General features: G+C 41.3%; 16 protein-coding genes. 4 read left to right on the plus strand and 12 right to left on the minus strand.

Annotated elements, in window-relative coordinates; translation table 11 throughout:
* Window positions 1–29 precede the first annotated feature (29 nt).
* Window positions 30–434 (plus strand): DUF350 domain-containing protein, encoded by a 405-nt coding sequence (locus RCP16_RS17170; RefSeq protein WP_069329606.1) that lies wholly within the window; start codon window positions 30–32, stop codon window positions 432–434.
* Window positions 435–532: 98 nt separating this feature from the next.
* Here RCP16_RS17170 and RCP16_RS17175 read toward each other — a convergent pair whose 3' ends face one another.
* The 3 genes from RCP16_RS17175 to RCP16_RS17185 all read right to left on the minus strand — a co-directional run bounded on the left by RCP16_RS17175 (window position 533) and on the right by RCP16_RS17185 (window position 4555).
* Window positions 533–2041, minus strand: a complete 1509-nt coding sequence (locus tag RCP16_RS17175) for a DUF6359 domain-containing protein (protein WP_371748235.1) — start codon at window positions 2039–2041, stop codon at window positions 533–535.
* A gap of 272 nt (window positions 2042–2313) precedes the next feature.
* Complete coding sequence (locus RCP16_RS17180; protein WP_308640896.1) at window positions 2314–3330, minus strand: GGDEF domain-containing protein; 1017 nt, start codon at window positions 3328–3330, stop codon at window positions 2314–2316.
* Window positions 3331–3484: 154 nt separating this feature from the next.
* Entirely contained in the window at window positions 3485–4555 is a 1071-nt protein-coding gene (locus RCP16_RS17185; RefSeq protein ID WP_069329609.1) for a GGDEF domain-containing protein, read from the minus strand.
* Between the two features lie 211 nt (window positions 4556–4766).
* Between RCP16_RS17185 and RCP16_RS17190 the strand changes: the two genes are divergently transcribed.
* The 3 genes from RCP16_RS17190 to RCP16_RS17200 all read left to right on the plus strand — a co-directional run bounded on the left by RCP16_RS17190 (window position 4767) and on the right by RCP16_RS17200 (window position 7680).
* Window positions 4767–5468, plus strand: a complete 702-nt coding sequence (locus tag RCP16_RS17190) for a FadR/GntR family transcriptional regulator (protein ID WP_308642504.1) — start codon at window positions 4767–4769, stop codon at window positions 5466–5468.
* A 68-nt stretch (window positions 5469–5536) separates the two neighbouring features.
* On the plus strand, window positions 5537–6772 hold the full coding sequence (locus tag RCP16_RS17195) for a CynX/NimT family MFS transporter (RefSeq protein WP_137224435.1): 1236 nt from the start codon (window positions 5537–5539) through the stop codon (window positions 6770–6772).
* A 77-nt stretch (window positions 6773–6849) separates the two neighbouring features.
* The gene (locus RCP16_RS17200; protein WP_069329612.1) at window positions 6850–7680 is read left to right on the plus strand and encodes an aldo/keto reductase; all 831 of its coding nucleotides are present in this window, start codon (window positions 6850–6852) and stop codon (window positions 7678–7680) included.
* A gap of 143 nt (window positions 7681–7823) precedes the next feature.
* Here RCP16_RS17200 and RCP16_RS17205 read toward each other — a convergent pair whose 3' ends face one another.
* The 9 genes from RCP16_RS17205 to RCP16_RS17245 all read right to left on the minus strand — a co-directional run bounded on the left by RCP16_RS17205 (window position 7824) and on the right by RCP16_RS17245 (window position 24116).
* Window positions 7824–8012, minus strand: a complete 189-nt coding sequence (locus RCP16_RS17205) for an aspartyl-phosphate phosphatase Spo0E family protein (RefSeq protein ID WP_069329613.1) — start codon at window positions 8010–8012, stop codon at window positions 7824–7826.
* 209 nt (window positions 8013–8221) lie between these two features.
* Window positions 8222–8968 carry a GTP cyclohydrolase II gene (locus tag RCP16_RS17210; RefSeq protein WP_069329614.1) on the minus strand — a complete coding sequence of 249 codons (747 nt, stop codon included), beginning with the start codon at window positions 8966–8968 and terminating at the stop codon, window positions 8222–8224.
* Between the two features lie 78 nt (window positions 8969–9046).
* Window positions 9047–10156, minus strand: coding sequence for an FAD-dependent monooxygenase (locus RCP16_RS17215; RefSeq protein WP_308640897.1), 1110 nt, complete (start codon window positions 10154–10156; stop codon window positions 9047–9049).
* A gap of 204 nt (window positions 10157–10360) precedes the next feature.
* Window positions 10361–12568 (minus strand): DEAD/DEAH box helicase, encoded by a 2208-nt coding sequence (locus RCP16_RS17220; protein WP_137224444.1) that lies wholly within the window; start codon window positions 12566–12568, stop codon window positions 10361–10363.
* Entirely contained in the window at window positions 12565–13980 is a 1416-nt protein-coding gene (locus RCP16_RS17225) for an ATP-binding protein (RefSeq protein ID WP_308640898.1), read from the minus strand. The genes RCP16_RS17220 and RCP16_RS17225 overlap by 4 nt, the downstream gene beginning before the upstream one ends.
* Window positions 13981–13987: 7 nt before the next feature.
* Entirely contained in the window at window positions 13988–17626 is a 3639-nt protein-coding gene (locus RCP16_RS17230) for a TerB N-terminal domain-containing protein (protein WP_308640899.1), read from the minus strand.
* A gap of 159 nt (window positions 17627–17785) precedes the next feature.
* Window positions 17786–19471: an FAD-dependent monooxygenase gene (locus RCP16_RS17235; protein ID WP_308640900.1), complete on the minus strand. Its 1686-nt coding sequence runs from the start codon at window positions 19469–19471 to the stop codon at window positions 17786–17788.
* 152 nt (window positions 19472–19623) lie between these two features.
* Window positions 19624–22857 (minus strand): GAP1-N2 domain-containing protein, encoded by a 3234-nt coding sequence (locus RCP16_RS17240; protein WP_308640901.1) that lies wholly within the window; start codon window positions 22855–22857, stop codon window positions 19624–19626.
* Window positions 22854–24116, minus strand: coding sequence for a TRAFAC clade GTPase domain-containing protein (locus RCP16_RS17245; protein WP_308640902.1), 1263 nt, complete (start codon window positions 24114–24116; stop codon window positions 22854–22856). The genes RCP16_RS17240 and RCP16_RS17245 overlap by 4 nt, the downstream gene beginning before the upstream one ends.
* Between the last annotated feature and the right edge of the window lies 1 nt (window position 24117).

Consider the following 24117-nt stretch of genomic DNA (forward strand, 5'->3'; position numbering starts at 1 on the left):
CTACATTTAACTTTGAAGGAGGAAGTACAGTGAAAAACTTTGGAACCGATTTATTGCATATCGGAATAGGATTAGTGATTTTATTTGCGATTCTGTTTGTCGGGTATTATATCTTCAGCTTATTGACACGCTACAATGATAACCAGCAAATCGCTGAAGGCAACCAAGCGGCAGGCATGTACATGGGGAGTAAGCTATTAGGATTATGTATTATTGTAGGGTTAGTCTCGATTAACTCTGACGCATGGCTCGATGTATTAATCTGGTCAGGGATCGGTATTGTGATTCTTTGTCTGGTGTATCTGGTATTCGATTGGGTTACACCACGCACTAAAGTCTGTGAACAGATCGAAAAAGGAAATATGGCTATTGCTCAACTGTTACGTTCATTAATTATCGGAATTTCTTTTGTAATCGGAACGTTTGTTATGTAGATCCATTCATTATAAAAAAAACAGCTTTCGCATCTGAAGAATATCCTCAGACCGAAAGCTGTTTTCTTTATTCATTACTTATACGTTTACTACTTTAATTAAGAAGCTGCTCCATAGGAACCGCTTTTGAATGTTGTAGGATCATACCATTTGTATCCTGCCGCTGGTGTTGCCCATGGTTCTGCTTGTGGTTCTGTAGAAGTAGAAGGTGTCTCGATCGGCAACAATGATGTTGGGCTATCTAAAGTCAGACCCGATACTTGGCTTAAGCTTGTATAGCTTTCTTTCACAGCCAACCATCTTACAGTCTGTACCAACAACTTCGCATCATTCACTTCTTTGTATCCATCATAGGTTGTTTTTTTAGCGCCTGTTTCTTCACGTAGATATTTTGGAGAAGCATCTTCGACTGGTGAAGAATCACCGATAAATGCTGCTTTACCTGCTCCTACTTTAGAGATTGCTGCGTAAGGACCTTCTGCACGTCCACCGCCATTGTATACCCCTTGATCGACTGCATTGTTCCATTTAGATACAGAAGACGGTAAATATACAATTCCTTTAGCTTTGGTTGGATCTAGAATAGCTAGTGTAGAACCCGCATGCATCGCTACTGAACTCACGCCTGATGTGATTCCGAATGCTTGGGAAGAAGCTACGATATCATTGGCATTCACATCACCTAGCGCGTTGTAACGGAAACGAATACCAAAGTTCGACCCTAACCAGTCCGAACCGCTTACACCTTGCATTGCTGGAGAAGCCGCTTCTTCAGCTGTCATGCCTTTAGTTGGGTTACTGTAAGCACCACGACGGTAGCCATTGATCGCTTCAGATCCATCCCAACGGTTTTTGTTACGGTCTGCATTATAATGATCGGCAATAAAGAAAATACTACCGCCACCTTTTACATATTGAAGCATTGCTGCTTGTTCTGTTGCTTTGAAAGGAACGTTAGGCTCAGCGATAACGAATACATCGTATCCTTTGATCTTATCATAAGTGATCGCTTGCTCTCCAAATGTATAGGGTACTGGACGAGTAAGTGCATCTACTGTAAATCCATCTGCTTTGAGTCCATTTGCAAAGTCAGAGAATCCACCATCGATTACCCAATCTGCTGCACCTGCTGTTTGAGCGTGCGTGTTATCAAACAATACTTTTTTACCTGTACCGTTAGGAAGAGGTGTATCTGTCCCTGGTTCTGTAGGAGGTGTAGTTGTGCCGCCATCTAAAGTAACAGATGATGGGCTTTTCACACCTGCAAAATTATTATATGCACCGGCTGTACCTGTAACGACAATCGTTTTGCCAATTAGACTTGGATTGCTCTGTAAACCGAACTGTGAACGAAAAGCAGTACTCAATTGTACATCTAACAGCTTGCTTGTTGTACGTTCGCTGCTACTGTCTGCGATTAATACATTGAAATCATTTGCAAACGGGCTTGTAAAATCGCCTGTAGAAGCTCCTGAAGCATGTCCAACAACAATCCCTTTAACTGTAATTGTAGACCCGCCACTTTGAGCCTGAATCGCTTGAGCAACAGTTAATGTTGTTGCTGCTTCTGCTACCGGACGATATCCACCCAATAAAGAAATGAACATCAATAATGCTGTCAAAAGCACTATCGTTAACTGCTTCGTTACCACCTTATGCATATAACAATTCCTCCTTTGATAGGTAGAGACAGAATGAGTCATTCTGATTCTCTTATTATCATAATTCTATTTTGTCTATCTAATTCCTCTTTTATGTAAATTTTTAATTAAAAGTAAATTTAAACATCCAGAACACTGTAAACATACTAAAAAATACGATCTCATCAACAATAAGAGATCGTATATCTATTTTGAATACTATAGGACTGGCTAGTTTATTAAAGTGAAGACTGTGCTAGACAAGAACGATTGCGCCCTTGCTGTTTGGCTTGATACAACGCTTGATCGGTCTTTTCTAACAATTCATCCCACATCAGTGCAGGATACATCCCAATACCGATCGAGATGGTGATATGAATCATTTTGCCATCAGGTAATATAAATTTCTTCTTCTCCACATTGGTACGTAACGTCTCTGCAATCATTTTGGCTTCGGTTAATTGACAATATTCCAGCCAGACTGCAAATTCTTCTCCACCTTTGCGAGCACCATAATCGGTACTGCGAATACTTTGTTGAATTACATTAGCAAGCTGAAAAAGTACGGCATCCCCCGCAGGATGACCATACACATCATTCACTTTTTTAAAATGATCAATATCAATAAACAGTAGCGAATGTGCCATATCGGTTTCCTGATGTTGCAATTGCTCAAACTTCTTCTCAAAAGCTCTTGGATTATGCAATCCGGTCAAAAAGTCGAATTGAGCTTCTTTGCTGACTTTTTCAAACAATTCGTTATTTTTGCGCAGGGATCGAGTAAGCATAAAAATAAATAAAGTCGCCGCTGATTCCACGACAATAAAAACCAATACTTTATCAATTTCATTTCTTCCTAATACGATACATAAAGAAGCCGTAGCAATAATCGTCAGTGCAATGCCTGAATATAACCATTTTTTATAAAAAGTGATACTTCGCGAAAAAATCCATGAAGCGACAATACACAGCGTCGCCGCATTGATTAATCCTAATATTGCACTTAACCCTATCGTTGGACTCAATATAATACGGGTGATCATAATCATAATTGTGGTGATAATCCCAGCTACACTGCCACCCATACTGATCGAAAGTACAATCGATATCTGGCGTAAATCCAGCAAAACATTATCTCCAACTGGAAAGGTGAATTGCATCAATGTCGCTCCCAAGCAACCGAAAAAAAGTCCGATCCATTGGCGCTTTATATAGGTACTTGTTTTGAAATGGGCATTCAAATAATTCAATAACATACTTCCAAAAAAAGAAAATGTTGCTAGAATACAAAAATTCATAAATAAGTCTTTGAACAACATTTGTTCACGTCCCTTTGACTGCGAAAATAATAAGTATATCTATATACATCGTCAGTCTAACGATTTTATTCAATAGTCCTTATTTATTATTTTAGAGGGCGATACAAAACTGGTTTCTGCCTGCTTTTTTCGCTTGATACAATGCATCATCTGTTTTATCTAATAATTCGTCACACGGGTGCAGTGGATAAAATCCAATACCAATAGATACGGTAAGTGACACTTGTCGTCCATCAGGAATCACAAAGGTATGTTTCTCTATATTTTTGCGAATGTTCTCTGCCCATTCTATCGCCTCCGCTTGCTGTTCTACATGTTCTAAGATCAGAGAGAACTCTTCTCCTCCTTTACGAGAACAATGATCACAGACACGCACACTACGACGTAACACCTCTGCAAATTGAACTAGCACAGCATCTCCAGCAGAATGACCGTACTGATCATTAATCATTTTAAAATGATCAATATCTAACAGAAACAATGCAAACGGGATATGCTTTTCCTGACTTAACTGATTGTACTTCATTTCAAATCCACGATAGTTGTATAGCCCTGTGAGAAAATCCAACTGTACTTCTTGACTCATAGCATCATACAGTTGGTTATACCGTCTTAACCGCTCAATTAATAAATATGTAAAAATAAATGATGAAAATAAAATAAGAATAAATAGAATCAGTGTCGTTTCTTTGGTAAACCCTGACCAGATTAGGAAAAAGAATAATGAGTTCAATGTCGAAATCAATGAAGTTATCACCCATTTACGACTAAACGATTGCCGGGTTCGAAAAACAAGATAGGTGATTAGAAGTGTCATGCAGGCGTTAGCTATCCCTAAAAAAGAAACGATACTGATTGGAGCAGACAGCCATAAGCGTGCAATTGAAATAATAAGGGTGGTAATCGTCCCTGAGATGCCTCCACCGAGCACTGTTGCTACAATAATAGGAATTTGGCGCAGATCCAGTAATGTTCCGTTATCTAATTTGAATGTAAAGTGCATCTGAATAATACCAAATAAACCCAAAAAAGCCCCTGTTAAGCAGCTTAAAACAAATGGACTAATACGCGGGTTGCTACGCCAATTACGAAAAACGATATTCCCAAAAAATAAAAAAGTAGAGATGATACAAAAATTAATAAACATATCTTTTATGATCATAAATAAAGTACCCCTTTTACTCTAAATCGCTTTCTATCTATACCTTATCTATTGTTCAGAGCAAAAGGTCTGATAGCAATATAGATTCGTCTAAGCAAAATGTAATCTAACATGGAAATCACTTCAAAATTGTCTTTTTCACTTTACAATTTGGGTATAGTTCGATAGAATGTCCCATAGACCAATCATCCTACCTTTAGGAGTGAATATTATTTTTAATAAATTAGAAAAACAATCGTTGGTAGATCAAGTCTATTCACAGATTGAACAACGAATCAAAAATAACAGCTGGGCAATTGGTATGCGTATTCCCAAAGAAGCTGAATTAATGGAACAGTTCGGTGTCAGTCGTAATACATTACGTGAAGCTGTCCGTGCGCTTGTTCATGTCGGTCTGTTATCGACCAGACAAGGGGACGGAACATTCGTGATCGCTAACAGTGAACTGCATTCTGTTTTGCAAAAGCGGGTACAAAATTCCACCGTTGTTGAGGTTCTTGAAGTGCGTCATGCACTTGATCGCGAAGCTGTTGCACTCGCTTGCCTTAGACGCACCGAGGATGATCTACAGCAGATGGATCATTATGCTGATTTGTGCCAGCAACATATCGATGCAGGGCAGATCGCTGAATTTGTAGAAGCCGACTTTAAGCTACATCAAGCCATTACAGCCGCTTCTTACAATCAATTACTGATTGATCTCTATGCTCACCTGTTTGAACAGATTCAGATGTCGATTACCAGTACAACTGAACTGAGTGATTCGTATTGCACAGGACATCGTAATTTGATTCAAGCGATTCGTGAACAACAAAGTGAACAAGCGATGTTGATTGTAGATGACTATATTACTTATTTTACGGATCGACTTCAGTCATTGGATCACTCTACATCGCCTGAAGACCAAGGATGATCTATCCATGTGTTACTTATTAGGGTATCAACGCTTGAACGATCAAGTGTTATAGAAAGGACTAAGAAATGAACCGTACTTCTTTGAACGATGCGGAATCAGGATTATCCCTGAGGAATCCGCTTTTTGTATTGATTTGTATTTTGTTTACCGCTATTAATATGCGTAGCCCTATTACGGCGATCAGTCCGTTACTGGATTTGATCCGTCACGATTTCCCAGTTTCTAATACGATGGCTGGATTTTTGACCACTATTCCTTTGGTTGCTTTTGCGATTCTTTCTCCTTTTGTCGCCAAGCTAGCTGGAAAGTACGGCATGGAACGTATTATTATTATCTCGCTGATGGTCTTAACCATCGGTGGTTGGTTACGTCCTTTTGGCGGACTGCCTATGCTGTTAATCGGTACATTTTTAACAGGTCTGGCGATTGCAATCGTCAATGTAATTTTGCCGGGTATGATCAAGCGCGAATTTCCTTTTCGTGTTGGGATTATGACCAGTATTTATTCGATCTGTATGAATGTATTCGCCGCTACCGCTTCAGCAGTAAGTCTACCTTTAGCTAATACGGGACTCGGTTGGAAAGGTTCGATTTTGATCTGGACGGTGCTTGCGATGGTCGCACTGATCTTATGGATTCCTCAACAACGTTACAATCAACCTGCCAAATTAATGAAACACAGTGTCAAAGCCACTCGCAGTGTATGGCGTTCTCCTTTGGCTTGGAAAATTACAATTTTTATGGGTATGCAATCTATGATTTTCTATGTATCGATCGCATGGTTGCCTGATATTTTGCAAGAACAAGGACTGACTAATATTCAATCCGGTTACATGTTATCTTTAATGCAATTTTCGATGTTGCCATTTAACTTTATTATTCCTATTCTAGCAGCGAAGCTCAAAACACAGCGTCCGCTGGTATTATTCACCGTAATGTTGTACCTAATTTCACTGCTGGGCATTATCTTTGTAGATGGCTACTTATGGTGGACAGCCACTTGTCTAATTTTATTAGGGATTGCAGGCGCTTCTTCATTCAGTCTTTCCATGATGTTTTTCAGTCTGCGTACACATACTGCCAATCAAGCGGCTGATCTATCCGGAATGTCGCAATCAATAGGTTACTTGCTTGCTGCATGTGGTCCTACCCTTTTCGGGATACTGCATGATGTCACAGGCAACTGGAAATTACCGCTCAGTATACTGGTAATCGCTACTTTCGTGATTCTTTATACCGGAATGATGGCAGGCGGTAAAGGCTTTATTCATCCTGAAGAAAAAACAGCTTCTGCTAGCTAATTCAATCAAGTATGTGTGAATACCCTTAAAATCGGGTATGTTTTATAAGAGATCAGATTTAAAGGAGGAGCTAAATAATGACTACTGATTTAATTTCAGTTAAGAAGTTGAACAATGGTGTAAATATGCCCTGGTTTGGTCTGGGTGTATGGCAAGTTGAAGATGGTAACGAAGCGATTGATTCGGTAAAAGCTGCACTTAAAAGCGGTTATCGTGCAATAGATACAGCTGCTGCTTATGGTAATGAAGAAAGTGTCGGCAAAGCAATCAAAGAATCAGGGATTGCTCGTGATGAACTATTCATTACATCAAAAGTATGGAATAAAGATCAAGGGTATGAATCGACTCTTGCTGCTTTTGAAGAAACGATGAAGAAATTAGATCTAGACGTATTGGATCTCTATTTGATTCACTGGCCTGTTGCTGGTAAATATAAAGACACATGGCGTGCTATGGAAAAACTATACAAAGACGGACGTATTCGTGCGATCGGCGTAAGTAATTTCCAAACCCATCATTTAGATGATTTGTTAGCTGATGCTGAAGTGGTTCCTGCGGTCAACCAAGTGGAATTCCATCCGCTATTAACGCAAACTGAATTGCTTGCGTATAGTGAAGAAAAAGGAATTCAATTGGAAGCATGGTCTCCATTAGCACGTGGTAAATTATTCGACAACGAAGTGATCAAAGAGATCGCTGATAAATATGGTAAAGAGCCTGCTCAAGTGATCTTACGCTGGGTACTCGATAAAGGTGTCGTTGTGATCACGCGTTCGGTTAAAGAAAAACGTATCGCTTCTAACGCTGAAATCTTTGATTTCAAATTAACGGTTGAAGAAATTGATCGTATCAGTGCACTCAACAAAAATGAGCGTACCGGTCCAGATCCAGACAACTTCGATTTCTAAATCCAAAATAAAAGCTTGAATGTACTGCTATAACAGAGTGCATTCAAGCTTTTTTTGATACAAAAAAGCTCCCGACATGTGCCGGAAGCATAATAATAACTCAAGCGCTATTCGCTATTTGAATTATTTTTCGTTATAAGCGATCAACCTACAATTGAACTACGATTGCCTAGTAAAGCTTGTTTGAGATGGTTGTATTGATTAAGTATGGAATCTACTCTTCTAGACTGGTCCAATACGCGGCGATCGTGAAGGTCATAAAACTGCACCATTTCATTAAGTTCCCGGCGCTCTAGTTCTATCGATTCCTCAATCTCTTTTAGATGTTCCAAGAAACTCACCTCCTACCGCAGTATCTTATCAAGCATTATCATGAAAACTATTCTTTTCTATACAATCTTCTACAAGCCTAGTCTTCATCAAACAGTACAACATGTAAATAGAGTACTTTCTAAGAATTTTACCAAACGATTCCTAATTCTACCATATCAGATTTACACGTACTTTATATTCTAAAGTGAATGATACCGTCAACCTTTAATTATATATCAAAATGCCCTGAACGAGCTACTTTTGTTTTTAAATATTTTTCATTAAATTCAGAGATATCGCCCCATAATGGTACACGTTCTTTCACTTCGGCTCCTGAACGTTGTAATGCTTCTAATTTGCGCGGATTATTTGTAATCAATGTTACCGGCAATGTACGTAGATGATTCAACACATTTATCGCGTCATCATAATTACGCATATCATCTTCAAATCCAAGTTCTAGATTCGCTTCTACCGTATCCATTCCTTGTTCTTGCAAGACATAAGCCATCGCTTTGCTGAATAGACCAATACCACGTCCTTCATGATTTGCCAGATAAAATAACGCACCTGATCCGTGAGCTGCAATCATTTTCATCGACTGCTTCAATTGGAATCCACAGTCACAACGCTTACTTCCAAAGATATCACCTGTATGACAAATACTATGCATCCGAATTAAAGCATCTGGAGATTGTTTGAAATCACCATATACAAGTACACTCGATTGTTGCGCTTCTGCTAAATTAGATGAAGATAACATTTCAATAATAGCCGCTTGATCATAATCACCTTCACCGCACAAATTCCCCGGCATACTATCGCATCGCAACCAGCAATACCACTGGAATACAACAGTCTCATTGTCCAAATTGACAGGTAAACGAATCGGCCCTACTAAGTAGATTGATTTATCTGCACTTGGTACGATTTGAATATGATCTTGCAAAGCCGCTGTAATTTTAGGATTAATCATTATTATTACCTCCAGAGTCCATATGTTCATGTTCTATTCTGTATATGATTGTAGATACGTTATATGAAGTGATATGGATTATATGCCTTCATGTTGGAAAGATGCAAATTGTGCGCGAAAAGCAGCTTCTTTGACCAGTTGGCTATCCAGTTCAGCCGCAGTCTCAGGACGACGGGCATGTTCAAATTCTTTTAATCGGCTTGCGCTAAACTGATGAGTAGACAGCGCATCAATGAGAATCGGAGCTAATATATGAGCATCCTTCATTGCGCTATTTACACCAATAGCTCCGGTGGGGCTAAATGTATGTGCCGCATCTCCCATAATGACTAATCCATCTTGCACCCATGTATCACAGACACAGCTCTGCACTTTGAGCAATACGAAATCTTCCCATGAACGGATATGCTGATCGACAATAGGTGTTAATTCAGGAAAGGCTTCAGTCAGTGAGCGCACAAAAGATTCAAAAGGAGTCTTCCGTAATTGAGGATACGTATCCTGCGGAATATTCCAACCGATTTGGAGATACCCGCCTTCTTGACTGAAAACCGATAACTGCGCATCTTGTGCCAGAGCCATTCGTACCGTTGCAGGCCACTGTGCAGGCGCAGGAATACGTGCCCATAATAGATCGAATCCATGCTTTACAATATCCGCATGAATCCCCGCCAGCTTACGTACCGAAGAATATCGACCATCTGTACCTACTACAATCTGGCTACGGATGATTAATTCTTGTCCTTCATGCCTTACTTTAACACCGTTAACAGACCCATACTGTGGATCTCGTATCAGGTCAATCACCGTTGTATTCATCATCAATTCATAATTAGAATACGGCAAAGATTGATCTAATAGAACCTGTAGCAGATGCTTTTGCGGTACATGAATACCGGTATGTTGTTCTCCAGGTGCAGGTTGAATCGTTTTGATGATTTGACCATGCTGAAAATATTCTACACGTTCCATCAGTAACAGCCCTGCTTCACGAACTTTTTCATACAGCCCGTATTGCTTCAGAATCTGCTCACCCTGTGTATTCAAATGTTCACCACGGAACTCTTTATCAATATGACCATGACGTTCTAACAAAATAACAGATACTCCTTGTGCAGCCAGTAAATAACCTAACAATGCACCGCCAGGCCCTGCTCCAACTATACATACATCTGCAACCTTTTCCATCAGATTGTTCTCCTTACCTTGCTTTTCAGTAGCTTTATTTATAATAGTTCAAATAGTAATTTTTATTACTTACTTTTAATAAGTTAATTATATTTTAAGATGCTAATCCTTGTCAACTTTTGCATAGACTGCAATCAACAACCTGTTTACGTAACCGAAAAAGCCAGAGCATCATTACGCTCTAGCTTCTTTATCGGTTGCAGATCACAAATTAATTTGAGGTTTCTGGGAATGTAATCCACTTTTAAGACCTTCTATATCTAATCCATCTGTAGCAAAGGCTTGCCGAACAAGCATCGGTTGAATAAATTCATCGTATTTGCCTAAATACGGAGCTTCTTCTTCTGCTAGTAATTGCTCTGGATTCTCAATCCGTTCACACTCTGCGATAATCTCAGCAGCAATCTCGGCGGCATCAGCTTGACCAGATACCACGAAGTAATACGGTTCTAGCGGTGTCACTGATCGTAACCCTAGACGCTCAGACAGATTATTTTTGAGCAAACGCTCCAGTGTACGGAAAGGCTTGCTTCCAATCCATGGCAAAATAAAACAGGAATCACCTCCAGCAGGTAACACGATTTTTTTGAGCAAATCGGTTTCTCTCGCTAATCGACGGGCTCGCTCTAATCGTGCTTTAGCTTGTGGAGCTAGATACGGATAATGATCGTTCGATGCCAGAATCTCACGAATCTTCTGCATAATCATCGTATCCATATCACCACCAGCACCAAGCCAGAGCGTATCGACTTTACCTTTGGATGACTTCACATAGACAGCACGGTGACGACTATCAATCTCTTCTACTTTCCAGAGCTTACCTGCTAATGAAAAACAGTACCCCGGTGGCGGAACAGTAGTAATCGAACCAATTTCTTCAGAACCATTGTAGACAGCATGTTCTTCATCGTCTTTGAAAACCGCATAGAAACGGAAATTGTTTACGATCTTTTCACCTGCTAGACCGATAATCAATGTTCCTTCTTCGGTATATTGAAGATGATCCAGTTGCAGTAGATATTGTAGAAAAGACTGATATTGCTCTGCACTAAAATGTCTAAAAGGCGGTAACGTTAGAATAGCACGTGCTAATTCAGCAGGCTCAGCTTCGCCCATACTTTTGAGAATACTCATCGTCTGGTGATACAGAATCCCGATCGGTAATTTGCGTGCACTGAAAGGCTCCACCCATTTCTGCTTCACATACAATTCGATGACTGCAATCGCACGCAACATAATCCACGGCATACGCGCAGGTAATTGCGCTTCTTCATCTTCTTCTTCTGGACAGACAAAGATCATTTCTGAGACCGAACCTTCACGCCTTCCTGAACGTCCTAAGCGCTGTACAAAGCTGGAGCATGAATAAGGTGCTCCTAACTGGATCACACGTTCAAGTTCTCCTAAATCGATCCCGAGTTCAAGTGTTAACGTAGCGGCGGCAACAGCAGGCCCATATCCTTCACGTAAAGCGGCTTCGGCTTCTTCGCGTAACAATGCCGAGATACTGCCATGATGCACATGAAAAATATCAGGTTCATGACGATTAGCCGCGACAGCTCTCATTTCCAGTGTAATGTATTCAGCATCTGAGCGACTATTAGTGAAGATCAGTGCTTTTTTATGATGAGTCTGATCGTAAATAAAGTTATGATACGCCTGTTGAGCATATTCTAATTGTTGCGCTTGTTCTTCATTACGAGCATTGGGAAATGAAAAGTGTTCGATACTGAGACGCAACTTGCGATTGCCTTCAGGTGATACGATCTCAACTGGTTGCCCTGTGCCTGCGGCTAACCACTGCGTTGCACTTTCATAATCACTGAGTGTGGCAGATAATCCGATCCGTTGCGGACGACAACCACCCATACGCTCAATACGGGATAATTGAGATAATACCTGAATCCCACGATCGGCTCCCATAAAAGCATGAACTTCATCGACAACGATATACCGCAGATCACCAAATAATGCCGGAATCGAATTGGGACGATTCATTAACAATCCTTCCAGTGATTCCGGTGTAATCTGTAAAATACCTGAAGGATTTTTCATCAGCTTGGTCTTCTGTGACTGAGGGACATCTCCATGCCAGTGCCAGACCGGAATATCTGAATCTCGCAATACGCCTTTGAGCCGTTCAAATTGATCGTTAATTAAAGCTTTGAGCGGCCCTATATATAAAATACCGACCGATTTGGACGGATGCTCATGTAAAGCCGTTAACGCTGGAAAAAAAGCAGCCTCTGTTTTACCAGAAGCTGTCCCTGAAGCGATAAGCAGATGATGAGGTGTGTCCAGAAGGACGCGACAAGCTTCCACCTGTGCTTCACGCATTTCTTTCCATCCACTGCGATACATGTATTCTTGTATAAACGGAGCCAGTCGGTAAAAGGGATGATTTCTACTCATAAATCAAACTCCGCTAAAAAATCATCCACTTCATCTTTAGGTGCAGACGGTTGAGGAGCTGTCCCGCTTGATGTTGCACGTTGATTCGATGATGAATTAGGTTCCACATCTGGATCTGCACCATATCCTCCACTATGTGAATTTGTTGGTGCTGTCGCTAACTGCCCTAACAATTCATCGAATGATAATTCTTCATTGAAATGAAGAGTATTCAGCAAATCTACAAAATCACGCACTACTTCACGAGGTGTCAGCAATTCTTCTGCACCCATCCGGGAAACCGCAATTTGCATAAAAGCGACCAGTTGATGTTGCTCTAATGTCGATTGGTATTTGTGATGCTGACTATGAATATCACGTAGCTTTTGTAGCATTAACAATATTTCTTCATGAGATAACATTTCCAAGCGAATCACAGGACCGGCAAAATTTTTGGTTCCACTGCTACCGAACCGACTTTCAGATAAACGGGAACGCAGCGCTTCATAGCTATATAATCCACGACGAGGGTCTTCTACAAATTGAGGTGTTCCACCGACAAATACACCCAGATGCCCTGCTTTACCCTGCATCGTATCATTGAAGATCGTGAGTAGCTTTTCATAATTACTTTGACGGGAGACGCTATTGGAAATTTTGTATAAATTCACGCCTTCATCGACAAATAATAGCAACCCCTGATAACCGATACGAGCGGCAAATTCTGCCCATAATTTCATATAATCGTACCAGCCATCATCATCAATAATGACGCCTACATTCAGTTCACGTCTGGCTTCAGTACGGGTTGGATATTCGCCACGTAACCAGCGTAGTGCCGATTGCTTGAGCGTATCTTCCCCTAAGCGAATCCCTTGCCAGTATGCCGACAACACTTTGGCAAAATCAAATCCGTGTACCCAGCCTTCCATTTCTGATGTTACCGAATGGATACGACGTTGCACTTCAATCCCGATCGAAGGATCATCGGCAGATACATTATTTTCTTCCATTACTTGTTGTTGTAGTGTGGATATCCATTTCTGTAACATCGACTCAAGAGCTCCGCCATCTGGACGGGTACGTGTCGATAGATTGGTCATCAGTTCACGGTATGTTCCAAGTCCTTGACCTTTCGATCCTGTAAGACGACGTTCCGGAGATAGATCGGCATCGGCTACCACAAACCCACGATCCATTGCATAATTGCGGATCATTTGTAGTAAAAAGCTTTTACCACTACCATAACGACCTGTAATCAATTTGAACGCTGCTCCACCATCGGCCACATTATCCAGCTCACGTAGAATCGATTCCACTTCATATTTACGACCAACCGCTACATGTTCCAGACCGATACGGGGAACAACCCCTGCCGCAAAAGAATTCACTAATGCGGTGGTGATACGTTTGGGTATTTTCACTTCATTCATTTTCTTCTCACCTCATGATGATTGCATCAAGCACTGTTCTATATTCTTCCATAATCGTACCTTCTTCAAGTAAAAGGTCACCGATTGTATCCATCGCCAGATCATTAATTTCATCAACTAGCAGTGCTGGCATCGTGCCACCTTTACTAGCAATATCACGTAAAACAGAATCGCTAACTTCATCCAATAATCCCGCCAAAAATTGAATATGATGCGGTTGTAGACCATCGATCCAATCTTGCCACGCTTCATCCCATTCAGCAGGCAAAGGAGACAGAATAGTGATTGTCGATAAATCGGTTGGTTGTATATTAGACAAGGACGGTGAAGCCACTGGAAGTTGTTCCTCGTTTTCCACTTGTGCTGTTGACTGTAATTGCTCGATTCCCTGTACTTGCTCTGCTTGTTGTATAGTTGGTTCTGGTGCAGATTGTTGAGTTTGCTCTAATTGTTCTTTCGCTTCGAGCACAAGAGCATCAACAGCTACAGCATGTTCAGCGATCCATGTTGTCCATTCTTCTTCACTACTGATCTTTTCTTCTTCCCGTAAAGTCAGCATTTGGCGAACCACATCCGAATCGGCTTGTAATTGCTCTAATACGGATGTATCGATCTGCACTTGTCTTGGTGCAGGCACTTCTTCTTGCACTGTAAATATACGCTTGATATACCGTTCAATCAAGCGAGCAATCTCAGGCTCAATTGGTGGATTAATACGCAGTCGACCACTAAATTCGAGATGACGACGTAGTTCATTTTCAGTTAATTTGACGATACTGGTTAGAAAATCTCGTAAAGGCTTATGTTCGCACAAAGGTAATCGTCTGACAGTAGCTGTTCGACCATAGATGGTTGAGTCATAGACAGCACTGCGGAACAGATAGCGCTCTGTTTCCCGATAGACGGTTGGACGGAAAATTTGAATTAGACGTGCGCCCTGCTGTTTTTCCAGAAAAGCATCGACAGCCGCTAATACTTTGGGCACATATTCTTGAATCCATTCGCTACCCTTTTCAACATAAAAGCGACTACGTTCAATATCGTAATCCAGTAAACGATGTAATAGTTCAAATGGAATCTGTACAGGCTGTGATGACCAGATACGCTCCCATTCCAGATCATCCAGTTCGGTTGGTAAATGGTCTGGCGCTGCAATCATCAATTCGCTTAACGATTCATTCAGTCCGTGTACTTGTCCAAAGTCCAATACCCACTGTGGAATATATCGATCTAATTTAATGAATTTTTTACGATATTGACGCCATAAATTCATTAAATATTGATGTCCTTCTAAAGGTTGTTGCCAGCCTGCTCCATTAATAATCTCATAACACATTAAGAAAATATAAGACAAATCGGTTGCAGGATATCGACCTTCACGCACTTCTTGTCGCCAGTAGAAATACCACCTTTTCTGTCGCCAGGTCATACTTTCGTAAGTCGGCCAGTAGCTCATAAAGGGTACAAATTCAGCTTCTTCTTCCCGATGTTCAATCATTTCATGAGCACGCTTGGCAAAAATGTGTTCTGCGGTCTGAATCGCTGACTTGGAACGTAGTTCTTCATCGGTTTCTACTAAGATAGAATTGGACGATTCAGCATAAGAAACATATACCGGTGCTAGATCTGTATTCATCGTAGCAGCTTCTTCGTGATCGTGTTGAATACGATGATCGGGAAGCTCAAGATTTATTTCTGCTACAGGGTTCTCTACAGCATCTTGTGAGTGTACCACTTGATGTTCAACATCATCGATAGGTGGAATCTTCCATGAAGACATCGATGCACAATCTACAGGAATATAAGATGCCTGCTGCTTGGAATTCACTACTTTATACGTAGCTGGTTGTTGAAGCTCCATTTCATAACCACTGATCTCATCCGGATCACGATCACGTGAAGGTCGCTCTGAGATCGACTCTGGTGAGAGGTTTACAGAAGGAGTATCTTCTTTTTTATATTGAAAAGACTGTAGCCAGCCTTGATGGTCATAGATAATATGATCTTTTTTCCAATCTTCGTCTAATGTGGTGTCTGTAGTATCTACAGAAATATCAGCTGGACGCTCAGGGATACGCAATCCACGTTCTTCGGTTCCCCACTCAAATTCAGCAAATCCACCTTTACGTTCGCTCACTTGTGGCAATCCAGATTGAAGTGCACGCTTCACCATCATTGGAAAAGCAGGTGGTAATTCAGTCAAAGGATGGTCAGGATCAACAATCGCATATTCACGCACAACCGAATGAAATAATTTGAGCAGACTGGTCTGAGCCGTTCGCATATGAGGTTCATCTAACTGTTGACCTTCTGCATAGATCGCTAAACGCAAGCGAGTGGTTAACTTATTCATCGCTTTATAGACTTTGCTTGTCACACTATCTGTTAATTCATCAGGTTCTAAATAAATAGCAATATCGACGCCACCTGGTAAAATGGCGGCTCTTCCAGTCAAAAGACTTGCAGGCACAGCTATAAGTGGTAATGTCGATTTATTTTTGGCAGTACTCGTCTTGCTCGATAGTTCAGACGCTTCTTGCCAGTACGAACCAAGTGTGGGTTGCCACAATTTTTGCAATCCAGTCAGTAGAGGCTTTTTCCCAATAATGGCAATCTTACATGCTGGAAATTTACGAATATATTCTTCCAGAAAATGCTGTAAAGACTCGCTGTGTCTCATCACGCCACCTAAGATGCCGCCTGAAATTCCCCAGTGTGTCAAAAACTCAAAATGCTGTTCTAGATCACGCTCTGTCGGCAATACCAAATCTGGAATCAGCAATTGTTCCCACGGTCCGCTCAGTCGTTCAGAACCACGCTGAATAATCTCTTGCGATGTTAATTTACTATTTTTATCAAGCGATGTTCCGTCAGCCATTCTCCCCATCGGTCCTAGCCCTAATTCTCGTAGAACATCGGCTTCAATCTGTCCATGCTCATGAAGACCCACATAGGTTCCAGATGCGCCAAGACGACGAGACAATTCTACCGCAGGATAACGAATCCCACTAATCTCGATCATCGGCGCTGCTGTCACTTGTCCAACACCATTTTTGGCATCTCGTCTACCTTCTAACACCCATTTGGCTTCTACATGTACCCCATCGGTAAATTCTTCCGGAGCCGCATAAGGAATATAGTCGTCAGCCACTTGAAAATTCTGATCTTGTGCATAAGCAGGATCAATACCATAAATGATTTCTTCATCCACCGTATCCTCTAAATAATGATCAAGATCATCGACAGCATAACTGGATTCAGCTGAAGTCGAGATCGCTATCGTTGTGGTAGGCTCGCTTCCTCCTGATAAGACGGCTTCTGCACTTCCATCATAACTAGCATCAATAGGGGTACCGTCAAACAACTCTAATGTACCCGGGACTAATCGCGCTAATCGAGTGTATAATTTATGCGCTTCTTCTGGCTTGAGCAGACATTCACTATGCCCGTAAGAAGAATGTTGCCATCTATGATCAGCATTACGAAGTGTTTTACCCATAACCATCTGCTGTACTTCCTCAGCTTGTTCCTCTTCCACGACTCCATCTGCACGCGAAATATGCAGGAAAAAGCCTCGATCTTCTTCGAAGCTTAATAATGCCGTATAGGTTCTATCTGTATAGGATATTGGCGATGGTGAATGCATAATAGACTCCTTGCCTTTCCTTCAATAATATTGATAATCCGTTTGGTAAACATAATATCCCATTATACATGAACCCGATGGGAGAATGGTATAGGTTACGAACATATTTTCGTTTATTTCTTTTTATTTTCTACAGTTTTTCTACAATTGCTTACAAATTTATAATCTGGCTGGAATCTGAAAAGAGCGATGTACCCAACCGATCAGATCCATTTCATCACTCAGACCTCCGATATAACTGATATATCCATCCGGGCGAATCAGTACATATCCCGCTTTGCCCATGCCATAGCGCTGATGAAGATCATGGTCTGCATCCACATGAATATGAGAAGGTAACGGTAAAGAAGTCATTAACGGATGATCCGGTAACCAAATATGCACGTCAATAATATCTTTCCATTTCACAGCCACTTGAGTCAGTAAAGAACGGTGATCCGGTTCGTCGATATCATCTTCGAGTGTTGGTGGCTTAGGACTTGGAATCACAGGATGTTCTCCTGCAAATAAAAGTAGCGTATGTCGAGGCGATTGTCCGTATCCTCCATCAGGTACTCGTTCTCCTGCATGAAGCATCGGGCGATGCCAGCCTTTGCCTTGTTGTACGATTGGACTACGGTCATATGCTATACCTGTTTCTGAAAGTAAGCGGAATAAGCGTTTTTGAATTACTTTACGTGAAGAGAGTAGCGGAGCGACTGTATTGCGAATAGCGATCGGTACAGAATGACGTGTAGTCGCTAGCTTGGTGAATAATGATGTACCTCGTAACAACTGCTGTCCAATCGGTTCACGTTCAGCATGATAACTATCCAATAGACTCTCCGCAGCATAACCCTGACACACTAGCGCTAATTTCCATCCTAGATTAAAAGCATCTTGTATCCCGGTATTCATCCCTTGTCCACCAATCGGTGAATGAATATGAGCAGCATCCCCTGCTAGAAAAATAGATCCTGTGCGATAGTTTTTCACTTTACGCTGATGAACAGCGAATTTTGCCAACCAGATCGGATCAGACATATTTACTTTGATCGGCAGACAAATATCCAGTACTGCTTGAATATCGGCTAATGATATCGATTGATCTTTGGAAGAAGAAATCACATGCTCAGGTGGCATCCCGATAATGACTCGATGTCGATGATTTAACATCGGGAAAAAGGCAGTCAGATAGCCTTTATTAAGATACACATGCAGTTTGTTATGATCTTGCTTCCAATCGATCTTTACATCTGCCAAAGCAAACAATTGAGCTAACGATTCGCCTTCAAATGGAATTCCACTCAGATGACGAACCGTACTATGAGCACCATCACAACCTACTATCCAGCGTGCAGATATCTCTTCTTCTAACTGAGCGTCACCTGCCATATGTTGCACGATAGCATGTACCTGAGAATGTTCTTCATCATCCTGATGTAATGATATTAATTCAGTTTGCCGTTCTACAGTGCCACCTAGTGCTGTTAAGCGATCAATAAGTACCTGTTCGGTGATATTTTGCGGAACCATCAGCACATAAGGATAAGGGCTCTGGATCAATGAAGGGAACTCGACTTGTGCGAGTACTTTGGTATAGCTTGATGCTTGCATTCCGGTGACTTGATGTCCTTGATCGATTAATGTATCTGCTACCTCTGCTTGATGTAATAATTCTAATGTCCGTGCCATCACACCTAGCGCTTTGGAATAGATCGAAGGATGAGCACATTTGTCGATAATACGATATGAGATGCCGCGTCTCGCCAGTTCAATCGCAAGCGTCAGCCCTGTAGGTCCTGCTCCTACAATCAATACATCACAATGATGAATATCCCGATAACCATTAGAATGAATCGTCACAGCTACACCTCCTTTGATCTACAACATAAAGGTACTCTTTATTTCAATGATTGTATCGTACTCCATATAGTAAAAGCTCGCTTTCTTAGAAACAGAAAAGCGAGCTTTTACATATCAAATGGTCTATCGAGTCGTTCTTATTGTACTACCTATTAAGGTGTCTCTGTTGTTGCGGAATCATCCATGATAGATGTGATAACATACTCGGTACTATCAATTTTGATTTTGTTGATATTATGGCTATCTGTTTTGGCAGGCAAATCGATCGTTACGGTATAGGGATTACTTTCAGATAGTTGTGCTTGAGATACAGGTTCGGCTTCTTCTGTTGGTGTGGTACTTGATGTCGAAGAATCTGTTGTTCCTGTTTCTGTTGTTGCATCAGTATCTGTACTGTCCGTTGGATCGGTTGTACCTGAATCTGATGTGGATTCAGATGTTTTTGTACCATTATTTGTATTATTAGTCGTTGTAGATACCATCGTTACAGTAGAGCTATCATTACCATCAACTGTACTTGCTGTATCGTCATCACTCGTTGCTGTAGAATCGTTAATCGATGGTTCTGACGAGGTATCACTACCACTACTTGTTGGTGCTTTACAGATCGACTTCGCATTTAACTGAGTATAGTCTACTTTTTGCCCATTCCCCATCATTAAAGTAGCTTTGGTAGGCGCAAAAGCTTCGCAAGTCGCACGATCAGCAAAATGGAAAGCTAATCCTGTCGCATTGCTATCTGTACTTGTTGTTGACGTTGTACTTGTAGAAGCATTTGGAGTCTGTAAGGTAACTACTACTTTAGGCAGTTGAACCGTTTCTGTTGGTGGTTCTACTACTTCTGGGGTTGGTTCTACCACAGGTGTCGTCTGATCCACTGTAATCACACCAAACACTTTCAGTCCATAAAACGATAGTCCACCGATCGCTACTAGTAATACCACTGCTAGCAGCGCTAATAAGGGCATACGTTTTCGATTACGTTTAAACCATTTGGAAAGTGGTGTCGCTAGTTCATCTCTCGCTTTAACATATACTGACCGTAAAGCAGGCCCTTCATTTGCAAAATCAGCTTTGGCTTGAGCAGCAAGTGTTCCTTTACGGAATGCTTCTGGATCGTGTCGACGAAAATAAGCCAAAATAGCTGTCTCATACGCAGGTACAAATTGGGGATGCTGTGACTGACGACTGGACGTTTTTTTGTTCGTGTCTGTTGTCTTCGCTCTATCGTTGGTCAATCTGTTATCAGACGTAGATGGTTGCGAATGATGAAGATCTGGTCGCATAAATTCTACTCGTCCTTCAGACCAATGGAAAAATGGATAAATTTGTTCAGGACTAGAGGCATGCTGACGAACAGCTTCGACCATTGCAGAATAATCCAAATCATTGGGTTCAGCACTATAGCTAAACGCCGCTGCCAATCGACCAAATTGACCTTTTCGAATATCTTCAGCTAACCACAACCGACCTAACTGTTGAACCTGATCTTTCTCATTCGGTTGCAATTGATGTAGTAAATTCATTAACTCTGCGGATAATTCTTTTTCGGTAAACCAGATATATAGCAGTTGCAAAGCTAACTTTTTCGCATTCAAACGACGTTCCGCACGTTCAGGATATTCATCACTTGGTAAAGGAAGCGATAAGAAGTCTGCGGTTAATAACTTTTCACGTGTCAACGAAGACCATTCCAAGTCATTCAATAACAATCGTTCAGCAGAAGCTCGCATATCATCACCTAGACCTGATTGTATCCAAGCCTCCGGTTGAATCGTTTTTCCGTTTAACGAACCTGTATCTACTTCGTCTAATAATGTAAATACTGTTCCTGTCGCAATCATCAAGTCTGCACTATGACGTAATGCTTCCATAAAGGACTGACCTGCACGATTACAATAATCGTCCATCTCTAATAACTGTGGATAGGTTGTGCCCCATTCGACAGCCAGATGAATTACTTCTTCAACCGTTTGTGCTTGATGGAATTTGCGCTCTATTAAAGGGTTCAATAACATCACAGCCAGTGTCGGCTGACTCCCTGCCATATGGATAAAAGCCTCATTCAAAGCAGGGTGTTTCTCCATCATCATATACAAAGCCTGACTTGCTGCGGTCTGTCCTGCTGCTACCGCATTACGAGTCGCCCAGATAAAATACTCTACGATTTTGCGTCCGGTATGTACTTCATCAATACCGTAATATTCGGCAAAACATTCGGCAATCGCAATATCAGGTACAGCGCCTGTTCGCACTTCATCAAATTCACGATCAAAACGAGATAAAAATAAATCATTTACACGTATCGCTGAATCTAATGCACCTGCTGGACGTAGATGTTTGAGCAAAGACTGCAAGATGGAAGCAGGGTGTTCGCTGTACAATTGCTCGTCTCCCGCTTCGACACGAAATAGCGTGGTCCACTCATCATATTGAGCAGGATCAGGCAATTCTTCCGTAGAAGCATCCCGTCCAGCTTGTCCGCTATCCGCAAATTCTTGCAATGCACGCAACTGATCCGGTTGTGCTAAATGTTCCCAGACCCATTCGGTATACACTTGACCTGCTTTTTCCGGTTGAGCAGGATGAATACGACCTGTACTCCAATCAAAATGATAATCACGCTCAATATTGCGATCACCTGCACGAATCGATCCACTTTCGACAAACATCAGTTGCATCCCTTTACGACTTTCCGGCTCTTTGGCATACGTAGTAAACCCTAGTCGACGACGGAAAGCATATGGAAGTGCTTCGGTAATCACTGCTGTTAATTGCTTCGCATAGATCGATAATTCACTGATCGGTACATTGAGCGAAATATACACTTTACGCCGCTTATGAATTGCAGACATCACTGCTCCGATCAATTGACGAAAAGCAGCACCATCTATTCCTAATTGCTCTAACAATGCTATCCGATTGAATGCAGCAGAAGTCGAAGGGATATCTTGTAATTGTGGCAAGTCTTGTCCTTGATCGACATTGTATTGCTCCTGAAAATCGGCTTGTAACCATGTATGATATTGATGTACCCATTCTTCAGCACGTACTGCTGGAATCACATAATTGTGCGAAAAGAATGTGCTTCTTAATCCTGTAAAATCGGCATTTACATAATGACTATTTCCCAGTACCATATCGCCTGTTTCCAGTCGTACCAGTTGTAGGGCAGATGGGAATAATGCATCTTCTTTTTCACCTTTAGCTAACAATTCTGCTGGTGCATCGTATACACATAATGGATGAATATACTTTTTAATAAAAGAGTTATCCAATCCAGAAGATTTGGCGATCGTATCATAACCTTCAGTGGAGCGGAAAATACCACTTTTCTCGCGTGTATACATCTGTTGATCGATCAGGGCATTCGAGAATAAAGTCAAGCTTTCCCTCTCCCCTCGATATAATTCAGTTTGTACAATAGCCAGATAAATGGCTCATCCACACGAATAGGGCTAACTACACTTTGTAGCTTCTGATCAATCGGATTACTTCCTAATGCAGACACTGCAAAATAAGCAGTGTCTTTGAAATACACATCCATCGTTCCTTTAAATGGACGATCCACACGTTCGATAAAGCGGCGGATTTCACCATCTATATTTTCAAATTCGTTCAAATCAAAATAATCACGATGAATAACATTATGGAACACATTACTATTGGATTTGATATACTCGCCTTCATCTCCACGTAACGACTCTAGCATATCGCTTTTCGTGAGTACCACAGCTGTTGGGATATCGGTTTTGCTATCTTCTTGATGAGCAATAAAGTCGCTAAATAAGGTTAAGACCACATCACGAGGTTCATCATAACGGGACACCCATTCGCCTTTATCATCACCCAGCTTAATCCGAATACGGTCACGGATCGAGCGAATCTGTAGCGGATCAACCATAAATAAAATACCCGCAGAATTTTTAATATGCTGACCGTGTAAACCTAGATAATCTTGATCGACCATACCTTCACCAGCCACATCAAAAAACACCAGTGTTAAAGGTGGCTTAGATTCATCTTTGAATACGAATTGGAAAATAAACGGTTCTTGCATCCGTTCTTTTTGCGTGGAACCGAGTAGATCCCCACGTTCAAATAAAGGTTCTTCATAATTGATACGGAACTTGCGGCTAATCTCTGTTGTCAGTGGCATACAAGCGGCATCAAAGTTCTCTGCTGTTGTATTTTGCAAGGTATGGATCAGCGCTGTCATATAGACCGATTTCCCTACTTGCGAAGCTCCAACGATAGAAATAATATTACTCGGTACTTTGCCTGAAGTAACAGGTAATTCATTATGACAATGAGGACACAATCGACGACGTGTAATTTCACCATAACGATCATTTAGCCCAACCAATACATGATCCGAATAAATACGTTGCTCTTCAGGGACATCCGTCGGAAGCAATACAGCTTCCATATCATGCACAGTATCAAGTCCGAAGCGAGAGCGGTACTTGTTTAACTTTGCATCTTCACCGAGTCCATAATCTTCATCATCTTCACGGTGATGCGAAGCACGGAACTCTACATCTTCCGGTGAAAATTTGTTAAAACAAAACGGGCATACGATATCATAAAATAACGGTCTAGGTGCGGCTTCCGGTTTCTTTTTGAACCAATCGAAGATATTCATA

It is taken from the genome of Paenibacillus nuruki, from assembly GCF_963311185.1.
GTDB classification, from domain to species: Bacteria; Bacillota; Bacilli; order Paenibacillales; family Paenibacillaceae; genus Saccharibacillus; species Saccharibacillus nuruki.